This window comes from Streptomyces sp. NPDC028314, assembly GCF_055565795.1.
In genome coordinates this window covers 20,902-43,765 of the sequence record NZ_JBVHTP010000014.1, presented here as the reverse complement: position 1 = coordinate 43,765, position 22,864 = coordinate 20,902, and the positions used below count along the sequence as shown (strand labels likewise).

Here is a 22,864-nt window from a genome sequence, read left to right as displayed (position 1 = left end):
CTCAGTGCCGGAAGAAGATCCGGTCCCCGTACTCCTGCATCACGCGGCCGTTCCACTCGTGGCCGCCGTCCACGTTGCCCGAGCGGAGCAGCGGGGGCTCCAGCCCGCGCGCGGCCAGCTCGCCGGCCGCGGCCGCCATCACGGCCTGCATGATCGCGCTGGTCACGACGGTGGAGGCGGGCGCGAAGGGCGCGTCGATGCCGTCGATGCTCAGCTCGGCGTCCCCGACCGCGATCTTGCTGTCCAGGACGATGTCGCAGTGGTCCTTGAGGAAGGTGCCGGAGACGTGCCGGGACTTGGTCTCGGTCGCGTACGCCACCGAGGTCACCCCGATGACCTTGAGCCCGATGGCGCGGGCGTTCATGGCCATCTCGACCGGGAGGGCGTTGCGCCCCGAGAGGGAGATGATCACGAGTACGTCCCCGTCGGCGGCCGGACTGCTGTCCAGGACCGCCCCGGCGAGCCCGTCGACGCGCTCCAGGGCGCTGCCGAGGGTGGCGGGCATGACGTCGATCCCGGCGGTGCCGGGGACGGCGAGGAAGTTCATCAGCGCGAGTCCGCCGGCCCGGTAGACCACGTCCTGGGCGGGCAGCGAGGAGTGGCCGGCCCCGAAGGCGAAGAGCCGCTTGCCGGCCGCGACGGCATCGGCGATGACCGTGCCCGCCTCGGTGATCCTGGAGGCCTCCTCGTCGCGCACCCGCTCCAGCAGGCCGATGGCCGCGTCGAAGAACTGCCCGGCCAGCTTGCTCTCGCTCATACGCCGATGGCCCTTCCAGGGTGGGGTGCGTCCGTGTCCGCCGCTCACCGTGCGGTCTGTACCAAGGGCGTGTCAATACGAACGTCAATCCCGGTACCAAAGGCCTGACGGGGGGCGTACGGACGGGCACCCCGCGATGTCCGGTACAGGCCTTGGCGCCCGGCACGGGACGGTTGTCGGCGCGATGCGTCAGAATTGGGGACAGGGCCAGCGCACGCAATCCGAGGGGCACGAATGTCCGGACTGATCGATACCACGGAGATGTATCTCCGAACCATCCTCGAGCTGGAAGAGGAAGGCGTGGTCCCCATGCGCGCCCGCATCGCCGAACGGCTCGACCAGAGCGGTCCGACGGTGAGCCAGACGGTGGCGCGGATGGAACGCGACGGCCTGGTGGCCGTCGCGAGCGACCGGCACCTGGAGCTGACCGACGAGGGGCGGAAGCTGGCGACGCGCGTGATGCGCAAGCACCGGCTCGCGGAATGCCTGCTCGTCGACGTCATCGGCCTGGAGTGGGAGCAGGTGCACGCCGAGGCCTGTCGCTGGGAGCACGTGATGAGCGAGGCGGTGGAGCGGCGGGTGCTGGAGCTGCTGCGCCACCCGACCGAGTCTCCGTACGGGAACCCGATCCCGGGCCTGGAGGAGCTGGGCGAGAAGGCCGAGGCGGACCCGTTCCTGGAGGACGGCATGGTCAGCCTCTCCGAGCTGGACCCGGGCACCGAGGGCAAGACGGTGATCGTCCGCCGGATCGGTGAGCCGATCCAGACGGACGCCCAGCTGATGTACACGCTGCGCCGGGCGGGCGTGCAGCCCGGTTCGGTGGTCAGCGTGACGGAGTCCCCGGGCGGGGTGCTGGTCGGCAGCGGTGGAGAGGCGGCGGAGCTGGACTCGGAGGTCGCCTCGCACGTCTTCGTGGCGAAGCGCTGATCCCCCGTACGGGCGTAGTACTGGCGGGTACGAGGTAGGACAGGGCCATGGACCTGACCATGGCTGTGCTCCGGCTGCCGCCCCGGGCATGACGAGACGATGATGACCTTGGATGTGGGCGGTCCCGGCGCCTTGCGGCGCCGGGACCGGTCCTCCCCCAGCTGACCTGGAGCCCCGAGCTCTCAAGGTCATCCCCTTCGGACCGTCTTCCCCGAGCGGCCCGCCTCCCTGTTGAAAGGATCTCCATCGGCAGCGGCGGCCAATCCTTGAGCAAGGTCACTCGAAAGAGCGGTGTTGTTGGCGAGAGAGCCGTTTTCGAATGCGGGTTCGATACTCTGGCCGGGAGCGAAGGGGGTGCATCTGCGGTGGTACAGCGCATCGATGTGACTGGGGTCGACGGCGTACGCCTGGCCGCCTGGGAATTCCTCGAACCGGGCCGCGACCCGGGTCCGCAGCCCTCCGCGCCCGCCGAGCCGGAGCGGCCCGGGGTCCTGTTACTCCACGGCCTGATGGGCCGCGCCCTGCACTGGGCCGGCACCGCCCGCTGGCTCTCGGAGCACCGCCGCGTGATCGCCCTCGACCAGCGCGGCCACGGCCAGAGCGAGCGCCCGCCGGCCGGCCCCGCCCATCCGTCCCCCGTGGGCCGCGAGGCCTTCGTGGCCGACGCCGAGTCCGTCATCGAGCAGCTCGGCCTCGCCCCCGTGACCCTGATCGGCCACTCCATGGGCGCCCTCACCGCCTGGCAGCTCGCCGCCCGCCGCCCGGAGCTGGTGGAGGCCCTGGTCATCTGCGACATGCGGGCCTCGGCCCTGGGCGAGGCCTCGCAGCGGGAGTGGGAGGACTGGTTCCGCCGCTGGCCCCTGCCGTTCCCCACCCAGGACGCCGCCCGCCGCTGGTTCGGCGAGGACGACCCCCGGGTCGAGCGCCCGGATCCCGGCCGCGGGGCGTTCTTCGCGGAGGTCATGCACCAGGCCGCCGACGGCTGGCGCCCGCTGTTCTCCCGCCGCCAGATGCTGACGGCCCGTGAGACCTGGGTCCATGACGCGCACTGGGAGGAGCTGGCCCAGGTCCGCTGCCCGACCCTGGTCGTCCGGGGGCTGGACGGCGAACTGGGCCGCGCCGAGGCCCAGGAGATGGTCCGGGTCCTGCCCGCCGGCCAGTACGCGGAGATTCCGGACGCGGGGCACTACCTCCACTACGACCAGCCCGACGCCTGGCGGGGGGTGCTGGAGCCGTTCCTGGCGGGGGTCAGGACCTCGTCCTGATCCCGGCGACCAGAGCGGCCCAGGCGCCCGCCGTGGTCCGCAGCACGCGGTGGGGCGGGGGGTCGGCGCTCTCGGCGACCAGGATCTGGTCGCCGGGGGCGGTGGCGACGTGGACGCAGGCGTTGCCCTCGGCGCAGTAGGAGGAGCGCTGCCAGGAGTGTTCGGGCATGGCTGTTCCCTTCAGAGGTCCCGGGCGACGGCCACGATCAGGTCGCGGGTTCGTTCCGGTGACATTGACACTGCTTCGAGCTGGTCGAGCAAGGTGCGGTACTTGGCCAACTGGGCCTCCGCGTCCAGGAACACCACGCCGTGGGACTGGTCGAGCTGGACCGTGTCGAGCTGGGGCACCGGGCCGTGCGCGTAGAAGATCGACTGCCCGGACCCCGGGAACGCGCCCGCCGAGAACGGGATCGCCCGGATGGTGACCTGATCCCGCTCGCTCATGGCGAGGAGGTGCTTCAGCTGCGCCCCGGCAACGGCAGGCCCGCCGACGGCGATGCGCAGCGCGGCCTCGTGGATGATCGCCTGGTACGGGGTCGGTTGGTCCGCGTAGAGCACCGCCTGCCGCTTCACGCGGAACGAGACGCGGTGCTCGATGTCGGGCGGCGGCAGCGCCGGGACGGCCTGCCGGAAGATCTCGCGGGCATGCTCGGGGGTCTGCAGGAGGCCGGGGACGTGCACGATGAACGCGTCGCGCAACTCGCGTGCGTGGTGCTCCAGTTCGGCGAGGTCCAGCCAGGCTGCCGGGAGCGTGTCGCGGTAGGTCTCCCACCAGCCACCGGCCCTGCGCTCGCCGGTCATGCCGATCAGCGCGTCGACGTACGGCCGGTCCGTGCATCCGTAGAGCCCCGCCATCGCGTGCACCCGCTCGGGGCTCGCGCCGATGCGGCCCGCCTCCAGGTTGCTGATCTGGGTCTGCCGGATGCCCAGGAGCTTGGCGGCCTCGGTGGCGTTGAGTTCGGCCCCCTCGCGAAGTTTGCGCAGCTCGGCGCCGAACCGGAGCATGCGTGCCGTCACGGTGCTCAACGGGCCTCCCTGCCAGGGGTTTCACCCACACGAGTGGCGATGTAATCCATAACGCCGAACTCGTGAAACGCATGACATCGAACCGCTACTTTAGGACCCAGGCCGCAGCCTGGAAGTACCCCGCTCGACGGAGCGACCTGGTCACCGGGCACCGCACGCACACGGTCCAACTCTCCTCCTTGATCGGAGACTTCCATGGACGCAACCGTAACTCCGTCCTGGGCCTACACCCTCCAACTTCCGCACGATCCGCGGGCCGCCGGCATCGCCCGCTCCACCCTGCGGGCCGTACTCCGCAGCCACGGGATGGCGCCGCTGACGGACACCGCCGAGCTGCTGGCCAGCGAGCTCGTCTCCAACGCCTACCGGCACTCCCGCGGTCCCTGCGCGCTGCGGCTGCGGGCGATGGCCCCCGATCGGGTCCGGGTCGGGGTCTGGGACAGCAACCCGGACATCCCGGCCGCCTTCGGGAGCGAGGCCGCACCGCCGGCGGCTCCCGGTGCCGAGAGCGGGCGCGGGCTGGCCCTCGTACGGCTCTGCGCGGAGCGCTACGGCTCGTACCGGCTGGACGGGGCGCACCGCGGCAAGATGCTCTGGGCGGAGTGCGGGCCCTGGGGCGCGCCCGGCTCCGCCCTCCTCGGGGAAAGGCCGGACGGCTGATCCGGTACCGGCCTTCGTGACCCTTCGATCATGGAGCTAAGAGCTGTCCCGCAATCCCACGAAGCTGAGGGTCATGCCGTGTCCGGGTCAGCGCCGATGGCACCGGCCGAGCGAAGTGAACGCCCGAGGTCTCCGGTGAGGATGCGGGGGTGGCGCCGCCACCACCACAGGTCGGGGCCGGGCGGTCTGTGGAACTGATCGAGTGCTTGACCGTCGTCGTCGATAGTCACGGCCTTGTACTGGTCGTCCAGAGCTTTGATCCGCGGGGTCCAGAGCTGGACGACGTGTTCGTCCAGCTGTCGGCGTACGACTCAAACTGCGCAGTCGCGTACGAGTGAACGTGCTCAGGCTCTGCTGCTCTGAACCTATGGCTACATCGACATAGAAGATGTCATGATGACATCATGAGTGTCGATGGGTGTACGAAGGATGAGCCCCCGTTGGGGCCTCTGCTGTACGAAGTGATCCGCAGCCTGTGGCCGCTGCACCGCACGGTCGTGCGTGCCGTGGAGCGGGAGCTGATGGGCACGGGGATGACAGCTGGTCAGCATGCGGTGATGGATGAACTGGGCAGGGGCGGCCCCCGAACGGTTCCTCAACTGGCCCGCCTGCTGGGGCTGGACCGGCAGCCGGTCCAGCGTCTGGTGAATGATGCGACAGCCCTGGGGCTGGCCGAGAGCGCCCCGAACCCGGAGCACCGGCGCTCGCGCTTGATCCGGCTCACCCCGAAAGGGGAAGCCGTCATCAGGGGCATCCAGGAAGCCGAGGAAACCGAACTGCGGCGCCGGCTGTCCGATCTGACCGCCGGTGACGTCACGACGGCTCTTCACGTGCTCCGTCGCCTTGGCGAGGAGTTCAAGGACCTTGCGCAGGATGCCCCGCCGCACCCCACGGATCGAGGAGACGACCCACGATGACGCATGCGCGGACACACGCGGTCACAGCCACCACCGTACCCGTCGAGACGGGCGAGCTCTATTGCGAGTCGGCCGGCGAAGGCCCCCCCGTCGTACTGCTCCACGGCGGCATGCTCGACCTGAACATGTGGAACGAGCAGTTCTCGTGGCTCGCGAGCCTGGGGTACCGCGTCATCCGCTATGACGCCCGCGGCCACGGACGCTCCTCCACAGTGGCTGGGGACTACGCCAACCATGACGATCTGCACGCTCTGCTCACCCATCTCGATGTCCCGTGCGCCACGCTCGTAGGGCTTTCCCTCGGGGCGCGGACCGCCGTCGATACGGCGATAGCTCATCCGGAGTCTGTGTCGGCACTGGTCCTTGCCTCGCCCGGGGTGAGCGGTCGGCCCTTCGCCGACCCCTACGTCGCGCACCACACCGCACAGCAGATGGCCGTGATGGGTGACCCGGACGGCGGAGCGCAGCGGTTCGTGGAGCACTTTCTCCGGATGTGGGTGGACGGGCCGTACCGTGAACCGTCCCAGGTCAGCCGCACGCTGCGCGAGCGGATGCATGCGTCGGCGTCCGCCAATGTCGTGCGGCACGCCCGCGGGTTGGGGGCGGGGATGCCGAGAGAAGTCGGTGCGGCGGACCGGCTGGCCTCCATCGGCGTGCCCACCCTGGTTCTCGACGGAGAACTCGACAGCAGTGACATTTCGTCAAACGCTCAGGCCATCGCCCGAGCCGTTCCCGCTGCCAGGCACCAACGGTTCGCCTCGGCGGCCCACATGGTCAACCTCGAGAGCACGGCACCCTTCAACCTCGCGGTCGAATCCTTCCTCGCGTCCACGACTGACCTCAACTGAGCACGTTCACCTGTACCGGCGTGAGCACATTCGGGGGTACGCCGACACCAGCAGGAGTCCGGTGCCAAGGCCGCCGTCGGCAAGACCATGACGATCGCCGACGGCGGCTACCCGGGCACCGGACTCGTCATCCCGCACCGCCGCGAGCGCGGCCAGGCCGGACTCGCAGACTGGAAAGAGGAACACAACAAGTCCCACAAGCAGGTCCGGGCCCGCGTCGAGCACGCCTTCGCCCACATGAAGACCTGGAAGATCCTCCGAGACTGCCGCCTCAAAGTCGACGGCGTCCACCACGCCATGCTCGGCATCGCCCGGATGCACAACCTCGCCCTCGCCGGATAGGAGAGCAGGCCGCACCGCGGCCGGCCATGCCCGCAGCGTCTCGGGGATCATTTACGGGACAGCCCTTAGGCCAGGGGGCGACGGATGGCCGTCGACGGTTTCAAACTGCTTGCTGACGCGCACGACTACCTGCTGGCCGCCGTGCGCGGTGTTCCCGCCGACGACTGGGCCAATCCGACACCCTGCTCGGAGTGGACGGTGCGGCCGGTGCTGAACCACGCGCGGCCGGACCAGCAGGCGCTGGTCGTGCAGATCACGGGCGCCGCACCCGCGGGCGACCCCTTCGAGCCGGCGGACGCGACGGCCGGCGATCCGGTCGCGGAGCTGGCGGGGGTGCTGGAGGAGGCTGCCGCAGCGTGGGAGTCGGGGCGGGACGCCGAGAGCGTGCCCACGCCATGGGGCCTCGCGTTCACCGGGCGCGACCCGCATTGGTCCGGCTGAGCCCGCCCGCCCCGAGGCTCGGCTAGAAGGCGCCGGGGAGGTCGAGGCCGGCGTAGACCTGGTTGAGGACGGTGGGCAGCATGGCGATGGCCGTGGCCCGGCCGTCGGGCGCCACGGTCAGATTCGTCCAGACGACGAGCGTGACGTCGTTGTCCGGGTCGTGGCCGATGAAGGAGTTGAAGCCGGGGAGTTCACCACCGTGGTAGTACATGGCGGCCTTCGGGCCGAAGCGCTGGTGGGCGATGCCGTATCCGTACTCCTGCCCCGGGGGCGCGTCCGGGCCCTCGGACTGCGGGCTGTCGAGCCACTGCTTCTGGAACGCGGGGTCCAGCACCTTGCCCGTCACCAGGGACCGGATCCAGGTGGCCAGGTCGTCCGCGGTGGAGACGGCGGCTCCGGCGGCGTTGGCGTAGCTCGGGTTCTGGTGGGTGTAGTCCAGCGGCTTGAGCTTCCCGGACCGGGCCGCCGCCTGCACGTCGGCCGGGTAGGGCTGGTCGATCAGCGCGTAGGCCGTTCCGCCGTACATGTAGCCGTGCGCGTAGGGGTCGGGCAGGGAGGTGTCGTCGGCGGCGGGCAGTGAGGTCCCCTTCAGTCCGAGCGGGGTGAACAGCCGGTCCCGGAGCTGCTGGGCCAGGGGGCGTCCGCCCGCCTTCTCGGCGACCAGGCCCAGCAGGTCGTAGTTGGTGTTGCTGTACTCGTAGGACGCGTCGGGCGCGAAGTTCGGCGGGTGCCCGAACGCGATCGCCAGCATCTCCTGCGGCGTCCGGGCCTTGCCCGGGTCGGCGTCCAGGGACTTCGAGAGCTCGGGTGCGTCGGTGTAGTTGTAGAGCCCGCTGCGCATCTTCAGCAGCTCAGCGATGGTGATGTGCTCGCCGTTCGGTACGCCCGGCACGTAGTCGGACACGGGGTCGGCCAGTCGGAGCCTGCCCTCCTGGGCGAGGAGGAGGACCAGGGCCGAGGTCATGGTCTTGGTGTTGGAGGCGATCCGGAAGTGGTCGCCGGTGGTGGGTGGTTGGGCGGAGCCCAGCTCGGTCGTGCCGACGGCCGTGCGGAAGGTGCCCTGCGGGGTGCGGAGCAGGACCACCGCGCCGGGCACCATGAGCTTCTCGGCCGCGCGTTCCACGGCGGTCCGCAGCGCGGCCGGATCGATGTGCTTCAACGTCGGCGAAGCACTCGGGTCGGGGGCGCGGGCCGCTGCCGCTGCCGCGGTCACGGGCGGGGAGTCGGGCAGCGCCGGGGGGCCTGCCCCCGGGGGCAGCGCGAACCCGGCGACCAGCAGGGCCGCGGCCGGTGTCAGCGCGAGCGTGCGGCGGGAGGCGGCTCGGGAGTTCCTCATGTCGGCGTCACAGCCCTCGTGCTCGGCGGTCCGGTACCGCACGGTGAGGGGTGATGCGGCAGGGCCGAAGAGGTTGAAACGGAACAACGGGGTAAACCGTCTCATTTTAGCATTGCGGCCCCCGGGGGCGCTCCCCCGAGAGTCGTCCTGGACCCGTCGCGTCGGCTACTCGGCGCTCGGGAGCCAGCCGCGCTGGACCGCCCGTACGCCGAACTCGAAGCGGCTGCGGGCGTTCAGGTGCTCCATGCTGATCTCCGCGGCCGACTGGACGGCGGACGGCTACAACACCCGCCCCGACGTGGGCGTCCGACCGCCTGGCTGCAGGATGCCGCCCCCCGCGCCCTCACCAACGGCCGCGTGGCATGGACCACTCGGCCAGCGACCCGGTACGTGATGGTCAACGGCTCGGCGCTGCACATCTCGGGCGCCGACGCCCCCGTGTACGTGATGGCCGGCGGCCTCGCGGTCCCGCTGACCTACGCCACTTCACCGGCCCCGGCTACGACAAGCGTCCGCTGGAAGGCATCCCCGGCACCTGGCTGAAGGCCGCCGCGGCCAAGGCCGCTCCCGCCGACGCGAAGCTCCCGACCGCCGCCTGAGCCGGCCCGCACGAGAAACGGGCCGGCCTCCACTCCCCACCGGGAGCGGAGGCCGGCCCGCCGCGCGTACCGGCCCACCGGCACGCTCAGCCCTTGCTGACCGCCAGCAGGATCTCCGGCAGCTTGCGGGACACCGTCGGGGCCGCGATGCGCAGGCCGGCCCAGGTGGCCAGGGTGCCCCAGGCGACGCCCAGGGGCAGCACCACCCAGCTGAGGGACTGGTCGTCCCCCACGGCCAGGACGATCGTCAGCACGATCACCGGGGCGCAGATCACGGCCGAGGCGAACAGGCCGCCGAAGATGCCCATCCAGGCGAGACCGGCCTGACCCGGGACGACGTTCTTGAAGGCGCCGTCCGTGGGGATGGAGTACGGTGCGCGCGCCGAGGCGACCGACCCCGCGCACAGCATCGAGCCCAGCAGCGCCAGCGACAGGCCCAGGCCGGCCGGCAGGGCCGCCCAGTTGCCGATCAGCCCGGCCGTGAGGGCCGTGACGAGGATCGCGTACGGGACGGTGACCAGGGCCAGCGCGTAGGCACGGGCGCGGAGTTCGACGAAGGCGTCACGCGGGGTCGAGATGGTCTGCGCGACCATCCAGAACGCCGAGGTGTCCTGCCCGAACTGGTTGTACATCTGGACGCCGACCATGCCCGTGCCGAAGCAGGCGAGGTAGATGGAGCCGGTGCCCTGGAGGGCGTTGAAGACCGGGACGATCATGCCGACCGCCAGCGCGGTCACCCAGGCCGCCTTCGTCTTCGGGTCCCGCACCACGTAGCGCAGGGAGCGCTGCATGGCCGCGCCCGTGCGGCCCGCGGGGAGGAACGACCAGACGCCGCCGTTGCCGCGGTCCTTCTCGGGCTTGGCCGCCGCGATCGTGGAGCCGTCCGGGGTCACCATCAGCTTCGTGAGGCTGCGCTCCCAGAACCACAGGAGACCGGCCAGGGCCGCCAGCGTGAGGGCCAGCTGGGCCGCGGCGACCCCGTAGTCGCCCCGGCCCGCCGAGTCGACCATGCCGACGGCCGTCGCCGGCGGCAGCCAGCGCACCACGGCCTCCGCCGGCTCCAGGGTGCTCAGGCCGCCCGACTGGAACAGCCGCTGGCTGGCGAAGTTCGCCAGCTGCGCGCCGATCGCGATCAGCAGGCCGCTGAGCAGGGCCAGGTCGCGCCCCTTGCGGCTCGACAGGAGCCGCACGTTGGCCGTGGCCACCGCGCGGGCCAGCGCCACGCAGCCCAGCAGCAGCAGCGGGACGGCCACCACACCGGCCACCACACCCGCCGCGCCCCGCGCGACCGCCACCACCGAGCCGACGGCCAGGCAGAGCGTGAACAGCGGGCCGATGCCGACCAGCGAGGAGGCGAGCAGGGCCCGTACGAGCGGACGCGGGCGCAGCGGCAGCATCACCAGCCGGCTCGGGTCGAGGGTCTCGTCGCCGCTCGGGAAGAACAGCGGCATGAAGGTCCAGGCGAGCGCCAGGATCGCGGCGAGCAGCACGACGACGGTGCCGGCGTGCGCGTTGCCGCGCAGCAGGGACAGGCCCAGCGTGACGAAGAAGGCCACCACCAGCGCGAAGACGAGGTTGCTGATCCAGACGGCCCTGCGCTTGGAGGAGCCCTTGAGGCCGTTCTTCAGCAGGGACAGCTTGAGGCGGACGAAGAGGGAGGTCAGGGGGACGGCGGGGGCTTCGGTGGTGCTCATCGGGCGCCGCCGAGCCAGTCGAGGGAGTCGCCCGCGGCGCGGTCGTGCGCTCCGACGAGTTCCAGGAAGGCGCTCTGCAGCGAGGGCGCGTCGCCCCGTACGTCGGCCAGCGGGCCGGCGGCGCGGATGCGGCCGGCGGCCATGACGGCCACCCAGTCGCACAGCGACTCGACGAGCTCCATCACGTGGGAGGAGAAGATCACGGTCGCACCGGAGGCGGTGTAACGTTCCAGCACCCCGCGGATGGTCTGCGCCGACACCGGGTCCACGCCTTCGAACGGCTCGTCCAGGAACAGCACTTCGGGGTTGTGCAGCAGGGCGGCCGCCAGGCCGATCTTCTTGCGCATGCCCGTCGAATAGTCCACGACCAGCTTGTGCTGCGAGCCCGCCAGGTCCAGGACCTCCAGCAGCTGCGTCGCCCGCTTGTCGGTCTCCTCGCCCGGCAGCCCGCGCAGCCGGCCCATGTACCCGAGGAGTTCGCGTCCGGAGAGGCGCTCGAAGAGCCGCAGGCCCTCGGGCAGCACGCCGATCCGCGACTTCACCTCGACGGGGTCCGCCCAGACGTCGTGTCCGGCGACGAGGACGCGGCCCATGTCGGGCCGCAGCAGGCCGGTGATCATCGACAGTGTCGTGGTCTTGCCGGCGCCGTTCGGGCCGACGAGCCCGATGAACCTGCCGGCGGGGATCTCCAGGTCGATGCCGGCCACGGCCACCTGCTCGCCGAACCGCTTCCACAGTCCCTCTACCCGCACGGCGGCGGACGGCGCGGGTCGCGCACCACCTGTCCCGCCGTCCGTCATGCTCTTCGTCGCATCACCCTGGTTCGGCATGCGCCTGCCTCTCGTCTGTTCCCCGTGGTCGTACGTTCCTCACCATAGGAGGAGGGGGAGAGGCGGCAGCAGTTACTTATGTCATGAACTTCCCGCCACATCTGTCCGACCGCCCGGCCGTCGGGTAGGCGCCGCCGGGCCCGGTCGGTCCCGCCGGCACGGGGCAGGAGCACCGGGTCAGGCCGTGCGGTTGTCCCGGGCATGGCTCCCGCACGCGTACGCGAGCGCGTCGATCAGCTCCTCCGTGTCCGGCAGCCAGCGGTTCGCCGGAGTGGGCTTGCGCGCCCACTGCACCGAGCCCCGGCCGCCGAAGCGGGTCGGCGGGGCGGCGACGTACTCGCCCTCACCGCGCGGGGTCAGGTCGATCGCGGCGGGCGACCAGCCCAGCTTGCGCACCAGGTCCGCCACCTTCGCACCGGCGCCCGGCAGGACGAAGAAGAGCATCCGGTGGTCGGGGGTGAGGGTGACCGGGCCCAGGGTGCGCTCCATCCGCTCCAGCCGCGCCAGGGCCAGGAAACCGGCCGCGTCCGGCACGTCCAGCGCGTCGAACGTGCGGCCCGTCGGCATCAGGATCGAGGCCTCCGGCTGCTTCGCCCAGATCCGCCGGACCTGTACCGCGCTGCCGGTGGCCTGCGCCGCCCAGTCCTTCACCGCCGGGTGGGCGCCCGGTGCCACGCAGTCCGGGGCCCCGCACGAGCACACCTCCCGGCCGTCGCCCGCCTCCAGCCAGGTGCCGGCGAAGACGTCCCAGTGCCGTTCTTCCGCGTACCGCACGGCATGGTCCAGCAGCTGCTCGCCGCGCTGCTTGGGGATGGGTGCGGTCTCCGTGACTCCGATGGTCTCTTCCACGCCCATCACAACTCTTGCGGTCAGCGGGGGTTACGGGCGTAAACCAGCCCGTGGGCGGAGCATCGATCCTGCATACGGGGCGCACTGATGCATGGACGGGGGCGCGTGGGAGGCCGGGGCGCGGTCCGTGGGTAGCGACACGACGCAGAGGGGAAGATTCTCCGCACATCAGGCGGGAAGTGATCATTCCAACGCTCTCCCGTGGCTTCAGGGGGTTTTGAATGGCAGCCAGGCCTCTCGTCGCCCGTCAGCCGAACGAACGGCTGCAGGCGCTCATCCAGGAAGCCGGGTGCTCCAACGCCGGGCTCGCCCGGCGCGTGAACATGTGCGGGGCCGAGCACGGCCTCGATCTCCGCTACGACAAGACCTCCGTGGCCCGCTGGCTGCGCGGCCAGCAGCCGCGCGGCCGGGCGCCCGGCATCATCGCCGAGGCGCTGGGGCGCAAACTCGGCAGGACCGTCACCATCGACGAGATCGGCATGGCCAACGGCAAGAACCTCGCCTCCGGCGTCGGCCTGCAGTTCTCCCCGACCGTCATGGGCGCCATCGAGCAGGTCTGCGAGCTGTGGCGCAGCGATGTCGGCCGGCGCGACTTCCTCTCCGGATCGAGCGTGGCGGCCTCGGCGCTCGTCGAGCCCAGCCGCGACTGGCTGATCACCGGCGCCGACCCGCAGGTGGCCCGCAGCGGCGGCTCGCGCGTCGGGATGTCCGACGTGGAGGCGGTACGGGCGACCACCGAGGCCCTCAAGGACCTCGACCACCGCTTCGGCAGCGGGCACGTACGGCCCGTCGTCGTGCACTACCTCAACTCCGTGGTGTCCGGGCTGATCGGCGGCTCGTACCGGGAACCGGTGGGCCGGGCGCTGTTCGCGGCCGTGGCCCGGCTGACCGAACTCGCGGGCTACATGGCGGTGGACACCGGCCAGCCCGGCCTGGCCCAGCGCTACTACATCCAGGCGCTGCGGCTGGCCCAGGCCGCGGGGGACCGCGCGTACGGGGGCTACGTACTGGCCGCCTCCATGAGCCACCTCGCCGCCGAACTGGGCAACCCGCGGGAGATCGCGCAGCTGGCGCGGGCCGCCCAGGAGGGCACGCGCGGGCAGGTCACCCCGAGGGTGGAGGCCATGTTCTACGCCGCGGAGGCGCGCGGGCACGCGCTGCTGGGCGACAACCGGGCCACGGCGGTGCTGTCCGGGCGGGCGGTGACCGCGCTGGAGCGGGCGGAGCCGGAGTCGGGCGACGACCCGCCCTGGATCCGGCACTTCGACCGGGCGTACCTGGCCGACGAACTGGCGCACTGCCACCGGGACCTGGGCCAGGCGGACGCGGCGGCGGCGCGGGCGGCGGAGGCGCTGCGGGGCCTGCCGGAGACCAAGGCCCGGCGCCGGGCCATCGGCATGCTGCTGCTGGCCGCCGCGCAGGTGCAGCAGCGGGAGGTGGAGCAGGCCTGCCAGACGGCGACGCAGGCCGCCGAGCTCCTGGGGTCGCTGCGCTCGCGGCGCGGGGCGGAGTACCTGGAGGACTTCCGGACGCGGCTGGAGCCGTACCGGGAGGAGGCCGCGGTGCGGGAGTTCGGGGCGCGGCTGGAGGTGCAGCCGGCCTGACGGCGGGGCCTCCCGCAGGGGCCGGGTCCGGGTGGGCCTGCCGGTGACGGCGGATGACCGGGTAGCGTGACCCGACGGTTCCGTAGGTTCGGACAAGTCGGAGAAGGAGTCTCCCGGTGACGCAGAGCGGACAAGGGGGCGCCCCCCAGCCCGGGGCGCCGTGGGGTCCGGATCCGGCCTACCCGCAGCAGCCGGAGCCGGTCCCGGCCCAGCCGGGGTACGGGCAGCAGCAGGAGGACTACCCGCTGCCGCAGCCCCAGCAGGGCCAGCAGCAGCCCGGGCAGCCGTACCAGCCTGAGCAGCACCAGCAGGGCCGGCAGGGTCAGCAGCAGGGTCAGCACCAGCAGGGCCAGCCCGCGTACGGGTACCCGCCGCAGGGGCAGCCCGCGTACGGCTACCCGCCGCCCGGGCACGTCGTCGGGCCCGGCTTCGAAGGGCCCGGGGATCCGCACGGGTACGGCTACCCGCCGCTGCCCGACGCCGTCACGCAGTACATCGCGCCGGTTCCGGCGGGTCCGGGTCCGGGTGAGGACGCGACGCAGTACATCGCGCCGGTTCCGGCGGGTCCGGGTCCGGGTGAGGACGCGACGCAGTACATCGCGCCGGTTCCGGCGGGTCCGGGTCCGGGCGAGGACGCGACGCAGTACATCGCCCCCGTCCCGGCGGGCCCCGGCCCGGGCGAGGACGCGACGCAGTACATCCCGCCCGTCCCGGCGGGTCCGGACGCGCCCGCGCACGCCGAGGCGGCGACCCAGTACATCCCGCCCGTGCCCGCCGGCCCGGCGCCGAACGCGGCCGAGGGGTTCGACGGCCTGTTCCGCAACGACGACGACAGCGCCGGGCACACCCAGCACCTGCCGCCGATCCAGGAGCCGGTGCTGCACCAGCAGCCGCCGCGCCCCTATCCGCCGCGCGCCCAGGGCCCCGGGGGCCCCGGGCGTCCGGTACCGCAGCAGCCGTTCCAGCCCCAGCAGCCGCAGCCGCAGCAGCCGTTCCAGCCCCAGCCGCAGGCCCAGCACCTCCCGCCGCCCGCGCCGCAGGAGTCCGGGCGCAAGGTGTCGCCCGGGGTGATCGCCGCCGTGGTCATCGGCCTCGCGGTGGTCGGACTGGGCGTCGGGGCTCTGCTGTCGGACGGCAAGGCGCAGAACACCGACCCGGGCGCGGCGCCCGCTCCCGCCCCGACCGGCACCGGCGGATCGGCCGCGGCGGGCGAGGCTCCGGTCGACCCGGCGCGCCCGCAGGCGGTCCAGCTCGACAAGCTGCTCGCGGAGAGCAACGACAGCCGGGCCGCGGTGATCAAGGCGGTCGAGGACATCAAGGTCTGCAACAACCTCGGGCCGGCCGCCGACGACCTGCGCAACGCGGCGCGCCAGCGCGAGGAACTGGTCACCAAGCTCCAGGACCTCAAGATCGACAAGCTGCCCGACCACGCGAAGCTGGCCGCCTCCCTCACCAAGGCCTGGAAGTCCTCGGCGGACGCCGACAACCGCTACGCGGCCTGGGCGGACGACGTGAACCACGACAAGGGCAACTGCAAGGACGGCAAGGCCAAGTCCACCGACAACGCCGCCGCGGGCAACAAGTCGAGCGGCGAGGCGACGAAGGCGAAGGAGGGGGCCGCGGCCATGTGGAACTCCATCGCGGGCAAGTACGGCCTCACCAAGCGGGACAAGTCCCAGCTCTGAGCCGGGAGTGCCGCCGCCGTCGCCCCGCGGGTCCTCGTACGCGCGCCGTACTCGCGCCGTACGAGGACCGTACGAGGACCCGCGGCGCGATCAGGCCGCCCGCGGGGCCTGTTCCAGGGTCGGGGTCATGTCCAGGGTCTGCTCGCCGGGCTGGGCGATGAGGCGGCCCGACTGGACGATCTGGAAGCTGACCTGGCCGTTCGAGATGCGGGGGTAGCCGGCGACGGCCCGCAGGTCCTGGTAGCGCCAGCTCAGGTCGGGGGTGAGGCCGCCGGTCTTGACCTTCTCGACCTGGTTGAGGGTGCGGCTGAGCTTGCGCGCGGTGATGTCCTCGCCGGACTTGAAGCGGTGCAGGACCTCGTTGAGGACGGAGTACGCGATCCAGGTGGTCTGCGTCCCGCTGTCGTCGGGGTCGACGGTGTCGTCCCCGAAGGCGTGCTCGGTGATCACCTTGCGCATCGGCTCCCACAGCGGGTCCGTGGCCACCGGGTACCAGCTGGTGAGGTACGCGCCCTCGAAGGGGCTCTCCCTGCCGCCGGTGCGGTCCACCAGGGACTGGCTGACGCTGCCGAGCACGGAGGAGATCTGCGCCTTCCTGCGCTGGGCGTCGCCGCGGCGGAAGGCGTCGAAGAAGGTCTCGGTGCGTTCGCCGAGGACGGCGGTGACGCAGCTCCTGTCCTTGTTGGTGGCGATGTTGCCCAGTGCCTCGCGGGCCTGCGGGCCGAAGTCGGCGGAGTCCTCGGCGGCCCGGATGTCGGCGGCGTCCGGCACCCTGTTGGCCTTGAGGCCGGCGTTGAGCAGCACCGGCATGGAGTCCCCGGCGAGGGTGTCGGGGCGGACCAGGGTCACCTGGTTGCAGGCCCGGCCCAGCTGGTGGCCGGCGCCGGCGAGGAGGACGGGCTGGCCGCCGTTGACGGGGTAGGACAGGGGGCTCTGGAACTCCTCGGAGGAGACGCCGTACCCGCCGATGAAGGGGATGCCCTCGGACTCCAGCGGGGCCATGAAGGCGCGCCCGTGCTGGCTGTAGGAGCCGACGACCGCGATCGCCTTCTGCGCGATCGCCTCGCGGGCGCAGTCGGCGGCGCCGGACGTAGTGTTCTTCTCGTTGCAGGTCAGGACGCGCAGCTTGTGGCCGTTGATGCCGCCCTGGGAGTTCACCCAGCGTTCGTACGCCTTGGCCATGCCGGGCATGCCGGGCATGTTGGTCGCCTTCGTCCCCATGGGCCCGAAGGTCATGACCGTCAGGGTCCCCCCGGAGCCCCCCGAGTCCCCCGAGCTCCCGGGGAGCACCCCGCATCCGGCGACGAGACACGCGCCCATCGCCGTGGCGACGAGGGTGCGGGTCAGGGTTGCCGTCCGTATCCAGTTGGTCATGTCCACGCACCATTCCGCCCCAACGGGAACTGAAGAGTGAGGTGCACACAACATTGAGTGACGCCCAGGTGAACTACCGGGTGGCGGTCACGCACAGGTGCTTCAAGATCGCGCGAGGGGGGAACGTACGATCGAAAGCGTGACATTCGTCCAAGGTTCGAAGAACTCTTCCCGCCGCGGCGCCCGCTCCTCCACCATGGGCGGCATGCCCCTCAACGACATGCCGTGGTGGCGCTGGCGCATCAACGTGCGCTCGGCGCTGCACATGCTTTCCGACCCGGTGTTCCAGGAGGAGATCTGGCTGACCGGCGCCGAAGGGTACGGGGACGTCACCGACGCCGTGTACCGGCTCGTCGAGGACACCTGGCTCGACAGCTGGTCCGCGGAGAAGTACGTCGGCACGATCTTCCGCGACTCCGGTGAGGCGGCCGTGGTCGACCTCGCCGTGCTGCGGGTGCTGCGGATCCTGCACCAGGTCGGACCGGACGCGCCCGTGTCCGCGTACCTGGAGCACCACGCCTGGCCCGAGGCGGTCCGCGCCGCCCGCGAGGCCCACGTACGGCTCGCGACGGCGGACGGCGACGACCCGGACGTGCCGCCCCGGTCGCTCGACGTCCTGAGGATCCTCACCCGCGCGGTGTGAAAGGCTGTGGGGTCATGAGCGACGACCCGCAGCAGCAGCCCCAGCAGTACGTCCTGACCCTGTCCTGCCCGGACAAGCAGGGCATTGTGCACGCCGTGTCCAGTTACCTGTTCATGACCGGCTGCAACATCGAGGACAGCCGGCAGTTCGGCGACCGTGACACCGGTCTCTTTTTCATGCGGGTGCACTTCGAGGCGGACGCTCCGGTCACCCTGGAGAAGCTGCGGGCCAGCTTCGCCGCCATCGGGGACTCCTTCCGGATGGACTGGCAGATGCACCGCTCCGACGAGCGCATGCGGATCGTGCTCATGGTGTCGAAGTTCGGCCACTGCCTGAACGACCTGCTGTTCCGCTCCAGCATCGGGGCGCTGCCCGTGGAGATCGCGGCCGTCGTCTCGAACCACACCGACTTCAAGGAGCTCGTCGGCTCCTACGACGTGCCGTTCGTGCACATCCCGGTGACGAAGGACACCAAGGCGGCGGCCGAGGCCGAGCTGCTGGAACTGGTGCGGGCGGAGAACGTCGAGCTCGTCGTCCTCGCTCGGTACATGCAGGTGCTGTCCGACACCCTGTGCAAGGAGCTGAGCGGGCGGATCATCAACATCCACCACTCGTTCCTGCCGAGCTTCAAGGGCGCGAAGCCGTACCACCAGGCACACGCGCGGGGCGTGAAGCTGATCGGCGCGACGGCCCACTACGTGACGGCCGACCTCGACGAGGGCCCGATCATCGAGCAGGAGGTCGAGCGGGTCGGCCACGAGGTGACCCCGGACCAGCTCGTCGCCGTCGGCCGCGACGTGGAGTGCCAGGCCCTGGCCCGCGCCGTGAAGTGGCACAGCGAGCACCGCGTACTGCTGAACGGCACCCGCACGGTGGTCTTCGCCTGACCCTGGCCCTTGGCTCCTGGCCCTGGCCTGGCCCCGGCCCCGGCCTCCCTTGGCCCCTGGCCCCTCGCCCCCGAACCCCTGACGCCGCCCCCGGCCGGCCTACAGCCGGCTGAGGGAGGCCGCGGCGAACAGCACGTCGCGGATGGCCTCACGGTCGCCGTGCTGCCCCGCGGCCGCCTCCTCCGGGGAGATGTGGCCCGCGGCCAGCTGGCAGAACTCGGTGCCGTCCAGGGCGATGTGCGCCACCGTGTGCTCCGGGGAGGGCTGCGCCGCCGGGGAGTCCAGCGCGATGTCCCAGCCGCCCCCGCCCGCGCCCTCGATCTCCAGGTGCAGGGTCCGCCCCGGAGCGCCCGCCGCGACCAGGCCGCGCGCCGGGGCCGCCAGCCCCGTCCGCCGCCGCTCGGCCAGCGCGCCGGGCAGCAGCCGCGCCGCGAGGTCGATGATGCGGTGCAGGTGCGGCGCGGACGGCGGCTCGTACGGATAGTCCACCGCCTCCGCGATGTCCCACGCGTGCACCCAGCACTCGAAGGCCCGCTCCAGGAAGGCGTCCCCCAGCGGCAGGGCGAAGTTCCCGTAGTCCACCGCCAGCTCGGCGACGCCGCGGCCCGCGAAGGACACCGTACGGACCAGGGTGTGCCCCTGCTCCCGCCACGGCTCGCGGACCCGCCGGGTCGTCGGGTAGGGCGACGAGCTCCAGAAGTGCTCCGTACGGTCCGCCGGGCTGCCCGCGGGCGCGTCCGGGCCCAGCGGGTCGTCCAGCCCGAGGGCCGTCGCGACGAGCCCGTCCACCGTGAGCAGATGCCCGATCACCCCGGCGACCGTGGTCCGGCGGGACTGGCGCCGCTCCTCCTCGAACCACTTGAGCCGTACCGGGGTGTGCCACTCCGCGTCGCCGAAGTCCCGCAGCAGCGCGTCGAGCCGCGCCGTCTCCGTGTCGTACGGAGTCGCCCACACCGGCACCGGGATGCGGGCCGGCCGCTTGCCCAGGCAGTCCTCCAGCACCCGGGAGCGCAGCAGCGGCTTGAGGTCCAGCGTCTCCTCGGGGTGCAGCAGGCCCACCGCGTCGCGCAGCCGCAGCGCCTCCTCCGCGCAGGGCGCGCACTCCGTGAGGTGGTCCTCCACGGCCCGGGTCTCCTCGGCGGAGCAGGCGGCCAGCGCCCACGCCCCGAGCAGGGACTTCAGTACGGCATGGGAGGGCGGCGGCTCGGGCGGCCTGCGGGCGTCCGTCCCGGGCAGCGGGTCCGCCTCCGGCAGCGGCTCCGCCTCCGGCAGCGGGACCGGGGCCGGGACCGGGACCGGGGCGTGCCGCGGGTCGAGGTCGTCGGCGGGCCCGCGCGGACCCGGTATCCGCGGCGAACCGCTCACGGGCCGCTCGTATCCGTCGTCGGGGAAGTCCTCGGGGAAGTCTTCGGCGGGGCCGGTCATCGGGGCGTTCCATATCCGGGCGGAGAGGTGCCCTCCCGCGGGAGGGCGTTGGCGGTCGACAGCAGCTGGAGGCCGAGCCGCAGCCGGCGGCGCGCCTCGTCCTCGCTGATCTGCAGGTCGGCGGCGGCCTGCCGGTAGTCGCGCCGCTTGAAGTAGGCGAGTTCCAGGGCGGCCCGCAACGGGGCCGGCATGGAGGTGACGATGTAGTCCGCGCGGGCGGCGGCATTGGCGCTGCGCACCTTCTGCTCGAGCTCCTCGCGGGAGCCCCGACCCAGTTCGGCCTGGCGCAGCCGGGCCACGGCCTGGCCCTGGGTGATCCGGGCGACCCACGAACGCATGGAGCCCTGCTTGGGGTCGTAGGCGTCCGGGTTCTCCCAGATGTACCCGAAGACCTCGCGGGTGATCCGGTCCGCGCCCTTCTCGTCGCCCAGCACCCGGTGCGCCAGGCTGTGGACCAGCGAGGCGAACCGGTCGTACAGCTCTCCGAGCGCGGCGGCCTCGCCGCGGGCGAGCCGCTGCTGCATACGACGGTCCCAGCGCGGTGGTACGTCCTTCGGCATAGTGCCCCCAGCCGTGTGTCGACTCATCGAATGTAGTGGGCACATGGTGATGTGCGCCTGTTTTGCGGGAAGCCGCCCCCGGAAAACTGCCCTCCGTGCTAGGGCCGTTGCAGGCGGTGGCGATCCGGCACGTGACACCCGTACGGGCACGCCGATGGGCACACACATGCGCGCCCCGCCGCGCTCCCCGTGCGCGGGTTCGATGCGGCCGCCTCCTTGACCCCTTCGCTTAACGCGCAGGCCACCGAGGCCTTACGCTCCTGCCTTGTCTTGAACTGCACCTCAACTGCACCCCATCGCACATGTGAAGGCGGAACGCCGAATATGGACAGCGCAGAATACGAGCGCAAGATCGCCGCCCGATTCGCCACCTTCGACCAGGACGGGTCCGGCTATATCGACCGCGAGGATTTCAGCGCGGCCGCGAAGGCCGTGCTGGCCGAATTCGGTACCACGGCACGCTCCGACAAGGGTCAGGCCGTCTTCGGTGGTGCCGAGGCGTTCTGGCAGGGCATGGCCGGGATCGCGGACGTCGACGGGGACCAGCGCGTCTCCCGCGAGGAGTTCGTGACCGGCGCGGCGAAGCGGCTGCGGGACAGCCCCGAGCGGTTCGCGGAGATCGCCCGGCCGTTCCTGCGGGCCGTGATCGCGGTGGCGGACGAGGACGGCGGCGGCGCGACCCCGCAGGCCGCGGCCCGCGTGCTGCGCGTGCTCGGCACCCCGGCCGAGCTCGCCGGCCAGGTGGCCACCGCCCTCGACGCGGACGGCGACGGCCGGATCACCGAGGACGAGATCCTGGCGGCCTTCGCGGGCTACTGCGGCGTCGAGGCCCCGGACGCCTGACACCCCGCCACGGCGGCGGGCACCGGGCCGGTGCCCGCCGCAGGGAAACCCCCTCGTCGCCGGTCGCGGTGCGTGGAACCATGACCGGCATGGACCAGGACCAGGACCAGGACCCGGCCGGCCAGGCCCGACGCCTCGTACGGCACCGCTTCCCCGACGCCCTCGCCGCCGTGCTGGCCGGCTCCACGGCCGCCGGCCGGGCGACCGCGACCAGCGACCTGGACATCGCGGTGATCGTCGGGGACGGCGCCGAGACCTTCCGCGAGACGGTCCGCTTCGAAGGCCGCGTCGTGGAGCTGTTCGTCCACACCCGTGCCGGTCTCGCGGAGCTCTTCGCCGCGGACGTCGCCGCACGCCGCGCGGTCCTGCAGAGCATGCACGCCACCGGTCTCGTCCTGACGGACCGGGACGGGGAGGCCGCGCGCGCCCGCGAGCTGGCCGCGGCGGACCTGCGCGACGGCCCGCCGCCGCTGGGCCCCGCGACGGTCGAGACGAAGCGGTACGGGCTCACGGACGCCCTGGACGACCTCGGGGACGCCACCGACCCGGTCGAGCGGCTGGCCGTGGCCGGGTACGTGCTGGCCTCGGCCGCGGAGCTGCTCCTGGACCACCACCGCGCCTGGTCGGGCGGCGGGAAGTGGCTGCCGAGGCGGCTGCTGGAGGCGGATGCGGAGCGTGGAGCGGCCCTGCTCGACGGGCACGTGAGGCTCTGCGCGTCGGGGGATCCGGCGGCCCTGGCGGGCGCGGCCGCGCGGGTGCTGGACCTGGTCGGCGGGCCGGTGCGCGAGGGGTACCGCAGGACCTGGCACGGCGTCATCGATTCCGCGGCGGCGGCGCGGTAGGGCCGCGGTAATGGGTGCAACGACCACGCGGTCCTAGAATTCCCGGTATGGAGTCCATACCTGTCAGGCCCGCCGAGGCGCGGGACGCCGAGCAGCTCACGGCCTTGATGCACGCGTCGCGGGCGTACGAGGGGAAGTACGCCTCGATCATCGAGGGGTACCGGGTCACCGGCGAGTACATCGCGCGCCACCAGGTCTTCGTGGCCGTCGACGCCGCCGACGAGCCGCTCGGGTTCTACGCGCTCGTACTCGATCCGCCCGAGCTGGACCTGGCGTTCGTGTCGGACGAGGCGCAGGGGTCGGGCATCGGGCGGCTGTTGGTCGAGCACATGGTGGAGCAGGCCAGGGAGGCCGGGCTGAGCGAGGTGCGGGTGGTCTCGCACCCGCCCGCCGAGCGGTTCTACCGGCAGCTCGGCGCCGTACGGGTGGGAACCGTGCCGCCTTCGCCGCCGAAGATCGGCTGGGAGCGGCCCGAACTGCGCTTCGCCATCGAGAACTGAGCCGGCCGGG

24 protein-coding genes and 1 pseudogene are annotated in these 22,864 nt (G+C 72.2%); 15 read left to right on the top strand and 10 right to left on the bottom strand.

Annotated features, from left to right (window positions below; all coding sequences use genetic code 11):
• Window position 1 precedes the first annotated feature (1 nt).
• On the bottom strand, window positions 2–757 hold the full coding sequence (locus tag ACZ4TG_RS28765) for an SIS domain-containing protein (protein WP_468167836.1): 756 nt from the start codon (window positions 755–757) through the stop codon (window positions 2–4).
• Between the two features lie 234 nt (window positions 758–991).
• Here ACZ4TG_RS28765 and ACZ4TG_RS28760 point away from each other — a divergent pair, with 234 nt between their 5' ends.
• A complete protein-coding gene (locus tag ACZ4TG_RS28760; protein ID WP_468167834.1) occupies window positions 992–1,684 on the top strand; it encodes a metal-dependent transcriptional regulator in 693 nt (230 codons plus the stop codon).
• 365 nt (window positions 1,685–2,049) lie between these two features.
• Window positions 2,050–2,949: an alpha/beta fold hydrolase gene (locus ACZ4TG_RS28755; protein WP_468167832.1), complete on the top strand. Its 900-nt coding sequence runs from the start codon at window positions 2,050–2,052 to the stop codon at window positions 2,947–2,949.
• Here ACZ4TG_RS28755 and ACZ4TG_RS28750 read toward each other — a convergent pair.
• Together ACZ4TG_RS28750 and ACZ4TG_RS28745 are read right to left on the bottom strand one after the other, a co-directional pair.
• Window positions 2,933–3,118, bottom strand: a complete 186-nt coding sequence (locus ACZ4TG_RS28750; protein ID WP_468167830.1) for a DUF397 domain-containing protein — start codon at window positions 3,116–3,118, stop codon at window positions 2,933–2,935. The two genes, ACZ4TG_RS28755 and ACZ4TG_RS28750, sit on opposite strands and share 17 nt — an antisense overlap.
• Window positions 3,119–3,129: 11 nt before the next feature.
• On the bottom strand, window positions 3,130–3,954 hold the full coding sequence (locus tag ACZ4TG_RS28745; RefSeq protein WP_468168286.1) for a helix-turn-helix domain-containing protein: 825 nt from the start codon (window positions 3,952–3,954) through the stop codon (window positions 3,130–3,132).
• Window positions 3,955–4,170: 216 nt separating this feature from the next.
• Here ACZ4TG_RS28745 and ACZ4TG_RS28740 point away from each other — a divergent pair, with 216 nt between their 5' ends.
• The 5 genes and pseudogenes from ACZ4TG_RS28740 to ACZ4TG_RS28720 all read left to right on the top strand — a co-directional run bounded on the left by ACZ4TG_RS28740 (window position 4,171) and on the right by ACZ4TG_RS28720 (window position 7,183).
• Window positions 4,171–4,635, top strand: coding sequence for an ATP-binding protein (locus tag ACZ4TG_RS28740; RefSeq protein WP_468167828.1), 465 nt, complete (start codon window positions 4,171–4,173; stop codon window positions 4,633–4,635).
• Between the two features lie 461 nt (window positions 4,636–5,096).
• Window positions 5,097–5,552, top strand: a complete 456-nt coding sequence (locus tag ACZ4TG_RS28735) for a MarR family winged helix-turn-helix transcriptional regulator (RefSeq protein ID WP_468167826.1) — start codon at window positions 5,097–5,099, stop codon at window positions 5,550–5,552.
• Window positions 5,549–6,400, top strand: a complete 852-nt coding sequence (locus ACZ4TG_RS28730) for an alpha/beta fold hydrolase (RefSeq protein ID WP_468167824.1) — start codon at window positions 5,549–5,551, stop codon at window positions 6,398–6,400. Before ACZ4TG_RS28735 ends, ACZ4TG_RS28730 begins: the two co-directional genes overlap by 4 nt.
• Window positions 6,401–6,448: 48 nt before the next feature.
• Window positions 6,449–6,742 (top strand): annotated as a pseudogene (locus ACZ4TG_RS28725) (transposase); the annotation flags it as partial.
• 84 nt (window positions 6,743–6,826) lie between these two features.
• The gene (locus ACZ4TG_RS28720; RefSeq protein ID WP_468167822.1) at window positions 6,827–7,183 is read left to right on the top strand and encodes a maleylpyruvate isomerase N-terminal domain-containing protein; all 357 of its coding nucleotides are present in this window, start codon (window positions 6,827–6,829) and stop codon (window positions 7,181–7,183) included.
• A gap of 22 nt (window positions 7,184–7,205) precedes the next feature.
• Here the strand turns inward: ACZ4TG_RS28720 and ACZ4TG_RS28715 are convergent, their stop codons facing one another.
• Complete coding sequence (locus tag ACZ4TG_RS28715) at window positions 7,206–8,519, bottom strand: serine hydrolase domain-containing protein (protein WP_468167820.1); 1,314 nt, start codon at window positions 8,517–8,519, stop codon at window positions 7,206–7,208.
• A 357-nt stretch (window positions 8,520–8,876) separates the two neighbouring features.
• Between ACZ4TG_RS28715 and ACZ4TG_RS28710 the strand changes: the two genes are divergently transcribed.
• The gene (locus ACZ4TG_RS28710) at window positions 8,877–9,062 is read left to right on the top strand and encodes a hypothetical protein (protein ID WP_468167818.1); all 186 of its coding nucleotides are present in this window, start codon (window positions 8,877–8,879) and stop codon (window positions 9,060–9,062) included.
• Between the two features lie 142 nt (window positions 9,063–9,204).
• Here the strand turns inward: ACZ4TG_RS28710 and ACZ4TG_RS28705 are convergent, their stop codons facing one another.
• The 3 genes from ACZ4TG_RS28705 to ACZ4TG_RS28695 all read right to left on the bottom strand — a co-directional run bounded on the left by ACZ4TG_RS28705 (window position 9,205) and on the right by ACZ4TG_RS28695 (window position 12,497).
• Window positions 9,205–10,812: a transporter gene (locus ACZ4TG_RS28705; protein WP_468167816.1), complete on the bottom strand. Its 1,608-nt coding sequence runs from the start codon at window positions 10,810–10,812 to the stop codon at window positions 9,205–9,207.
• On the bottom strand, window positions 10,809–11,612 hold the full coding sequence (locus ACZ4TG_RS28700) for an ABC transporter ATP-binding protein (protein ID WP_468168283.1): 804 nt from the start codon (window positions 11,610–11,612) through the stop codon (window positions 10,809–10,811). The genes ACZ4TG_RS28705 and ACZ4TG_RS28700 overlap by 4 nt, the downstream gene beginning before the upstream one ends.
• Window positions 11,613–11,819: 207 nt before the next feature.
• On the bottom strand, window positions 11,820–12,497 hold the full coding sequence (locus ACZ4TG_RS28695; RefSeq protein ID WP_468167814.1) for a bifunctional DNA primase/polymerase: 678 nt from the start codon (window positions 12,495–12,497) through the stop codon (window positions 11,820–11,822).
• A 215-nt stretch (window positions 12,498–12,712) separates the two neighbouring features.
• Here ACZ4TG_RS28695 and ACZ4TG_RS28690 point away from each other — a divergent pair, with 215 nt between their 5' ends.
• On the top strand, window positions 12,713–14,095 hold the full coding sequence (locus ACZ4TG_RS28690) for a transcriptional regulator (protein ID WP_468167812.1): 1,383 nt from the start codon (window positions 12,713–12,715) through the stop codon (window positions 14,093–14,095).
• Window positions 14,096–14,211: 116 nt separating this feature from the next.
• Window positions 14,212–15,780: a hypothetical protein gene (locus ACZ4TG_RS28685; RefSeq protein ID WP_468167810.1), complete on the top strand. Its 1,569-nt coding sequence runs from the start codon at window positions 14,212–14,214 to the stop codon at window positions 15,778–15,780.
• Between the two features lie 90 nt (window positions 15,781–15,870).
• Here the strand turns inward: ACZ4TG_RS28685 and ACZ4TG_RS28680 are convergent, their stop codons facing one another.
• Complete coding sequence (locus ACZ4TG_RS28680) at window positions 15,871–17,154, bottom strand: ABC transporter substrate-binding protein (protein WP_468167808.1); 1,284 nt, start codon at window positions 17,152–17,154, stop codon at window positions 15,871–15,873.
• 196 nt (window positions 17,155–17,350) lie between these two features.
• Here ACZ4TG_RS28680 and ACZ4TG_RS28675 point away from each other — a divergent pair, with 196 nt between their 5' ends.
• Complete coding sequence (locus tag ACZ4TG_RS28675; RefSeq protein ID WP_468168280.1) at window positions 17,351–17,797, top strand: SCO4402 family protein; 447 nt, start codon at window positions 17,351–17,353, stop codon at window positions 17,795–17,797.
• 14 nt (window positions 17,798–17,811) lie between these two features.
• Window positions 17,812–18,684: a formyltetrahydrofolate deformylase gene (purU, locus tag ACZ4TG_RS28670; RefSeq protein ID WP_468167806.1), complete on the top strand. Its 873-nt coding sequence runs from the start codon at window positions 17,812–17,814 to the stop codon at window positions 18,682–18,684.
• A 99-nt stretch (window positions 18,685–18,783) separates the two neighbouring features.
• On the opposite strand, the gene ACZ4TG_RS28665 is transcribed toward purU, so the two are convergent.
• Both ACZ4TG_RS28665 and ACZ4TG_RS28660 read right to left on the bottom strand, forming a co-directional pair.
• Window positions 18,784–20,109, bottom strand: a complete 1,326-nt coding sequence (locus ACZ4TG_RS28665; RefSeq protein WP_468167804.1) for a maleylpyruvate isomerase N-terminal domain-containing protein — start codon at window positions 20,107–20,109, stop codon at window positions 18,784–18,786.
• Window positions 20,106–20,669 (bottom strand): sigma-70 family RNA polymerase sigma factor, encoded by a 564-nt coding sequence (locus tag ACZ4TG_RS28660; RefSeq protein WP_468167802.1) that lies wholly within the window; start codon window positions 20,667–20,669, stop codon window positions 20,106–20,108. The genes ACZ4TG_RS28665 and ACZ4TG_RS28660 overlap by 4 nt, the downstream gene beginning before the upstream one ends.
• A 324-nt stretch (window positions 20,670–20,993) precedes the next feature.
• On the opposite strand from ACZ4TG_RS28660, the gene ACZ4TG_RS28655 reads away from it, so the two are divergent.
• The 3 genes from ACZ4TG_RS28655 (at window position 20,994) to ACZ4TG_RS28645 (ending at window position 22,854) form a co-directional block, all read left to right on the top strand.
• Window positions 20,994–21,512 carry an EF-hand domain-containing protein gene (locus ACZ4TG_RS28655; RefSeq protein WP_468167800.1) on the top strand — a complete coding sequence of 173 codons (519 nt, stop codon included), beginning with the start codon at window positions 20,994–20,996 and terminating at the stop codon, window positions 21,510–21,512.
• Between the two features lie 89 nt (window positions 21,513–21,601).
• On the top strand, window positions 21,602–22,354 hold the full coding sequence (locus ACZ4TG_RS28650) for a nucleotidyltransferase domain-containing protein (RefSeq protein ID WP_468167798.1): 753 nt from the start codon (window positions 21,602–21,604) through the stop codon (window positions 22,352–22,354).
• Window positions 22,355–22,401: 47 nt separating this feature from the next.
• Window positions 22,402–22,854: a GNAT family N-acetyltransferase gene (locus ACZ4TG_RS28645; RefSeq protein ID WP_468167796.1), complete on the top strand. Its 453-nt coding sequence runs from the start codon at window positions 22,402–22,404 to the stop codon at window positions 22,852–22,854.
• Window positions 22,855–22,864: the final 10 nt, after the last annotated feature.

Coding starts and splice junctions, on each gene's coding strand:
- ACZ4TG_RS28705 (WP_468167816.1), bottom strand. CDS start 10,812: ATGAGCACCACCGAAGCCCCCGCCGTCCCCCTGACCTCCCTCTTCGTC.
- ACZ4TG_RS28660 (WP_468167802.1), bottom strand. CDS start 20,669: ATGCCGAAGGACGTACCACCGCGCTGGGACCGTCGTATGCAGCAGCGG.
- purU (WP_468167806.1), top strand. CDS start 17,812: ATGAGCGACGACCCGCAGCAGCAGCCCCAGCAGTACGTCCTGACCCTG.
- ACZ4TG_RS28765 (WP_468167836.1), bottom strand. CDS start 757: ATGAGCGAGAGCAAGCTGGCCGGGCAGTTCTTCGACGCGGCCATCGGC.
- ACZ4TG_RS28745 (WP_468168286.1), bottom strand. CDS start 3,954: ATGCTCCGGTTCGGCGCCGAGCTGCGCAAACTTCGCGAGGGGGCCGAA.
- ACZ4TG_RS28675 (WP_468168280.1), top strand. CDS start 17,351: ATGGGCGGCATGCCCCTCAACGACATGCCGTGGTGGCGCTGGCGCATC.
- ACZ4TG_RS28715 (WP_468167820.1), bottom strand. CDS start 8,519: ATGAGGAACTCCCGAGCCGCCTCCCGCCGCACGCTCGCGCTGACACCG.
- ACZ4TG_RS28690 (WP_468167812.1), top strand. CDS start 12,713: ATGGCAGCCAGGCCTCTCGTCGCCCGTCAGCCGAACGAACGGCTGCAG.
- ACZ4TG_RS28750 (WP_468167830.1), bottom strand. CDS start 3,118: ATGCCCGAACACTCCTGGCAGCGCTCCTCCTACTGCGCCGAGGGCAAC.
- ACZ4TG_RS28695 (WP_468167814.1), bottom strand. CDS start 12,497: ATGGGCGTGGAAGAGACCATCGGAGTCACGGAGACCGCACCCATCCCC.
- ACZ4TG_RS28665 (WP_468167804.1), bottom strand. CDS start 20,109: ATGACCGGCCCCGCCGAAGACTTCCCCGAGGACTTCCCCGACGACGGA.
- ACZ4TG_RS28730 (WP_468167824.1), top strand. CDS start 5,549: ATGACGCATGCGCGGACACACGCGGTCACAGCCACCACCGTACCCGTC.
- ACZ4TG_RS28650 (WP_468167798.1), top strand. CDS start 21,602: ATGGACCAGGACCAGGACCAGGACCCGGCCGGCCAGGCCCGACGCCTC.
- ACZ4TG_RS28760 (WP_468167834.1), top strand. CDS start 992: ATGTCCGGACTGATCGATACCACGGAGATGTATCTCCGAACCATCCTC.
- ACZ4TG_RS28740 (WP_468167828.1), top strand. CDS start 4,171: ATGGACGCAACCGTAACTCCGTCCTGGGCCTACACCCTCCAACTTCCG.
- ACZ4TG_RS28680 (WP_468167808.1), bottom strand. CDS start 17,154: ATGACCAACTGGATACGGACGGCAACCCTGACCCGCACCCTCGTCGCC.
- ACZ4TG_RS28655 (WP_468167800.1), top strand. CDS start 20,994: ATGGACAGCGCAGAATACGAGCGCAAGATCGCCGCCCGATTCGCCACC.
- ACZ4TG_RS28645 (WP_468167796.1), top strand. CDS start 22,402: ATGGAGTCCATACCTGTCAGGCCCGCCGAGGCGCGGGACGCCGAGCAG.
- ACZ4TG_RS28700 (WP_468168283.1), bottom strand. CDS start 11,612: ATGACGGACGGCGGGACAGGTGGTGCGCGACCCGCGCCGTCCGCCGCC.
- ACZ4TG_RS28720 (WP_468167822.1), top strand. CDS start 6,827: ATGGCCGTCGACGGTTTCAAACTGCTTGCTGACGCGCACGACTACCTG.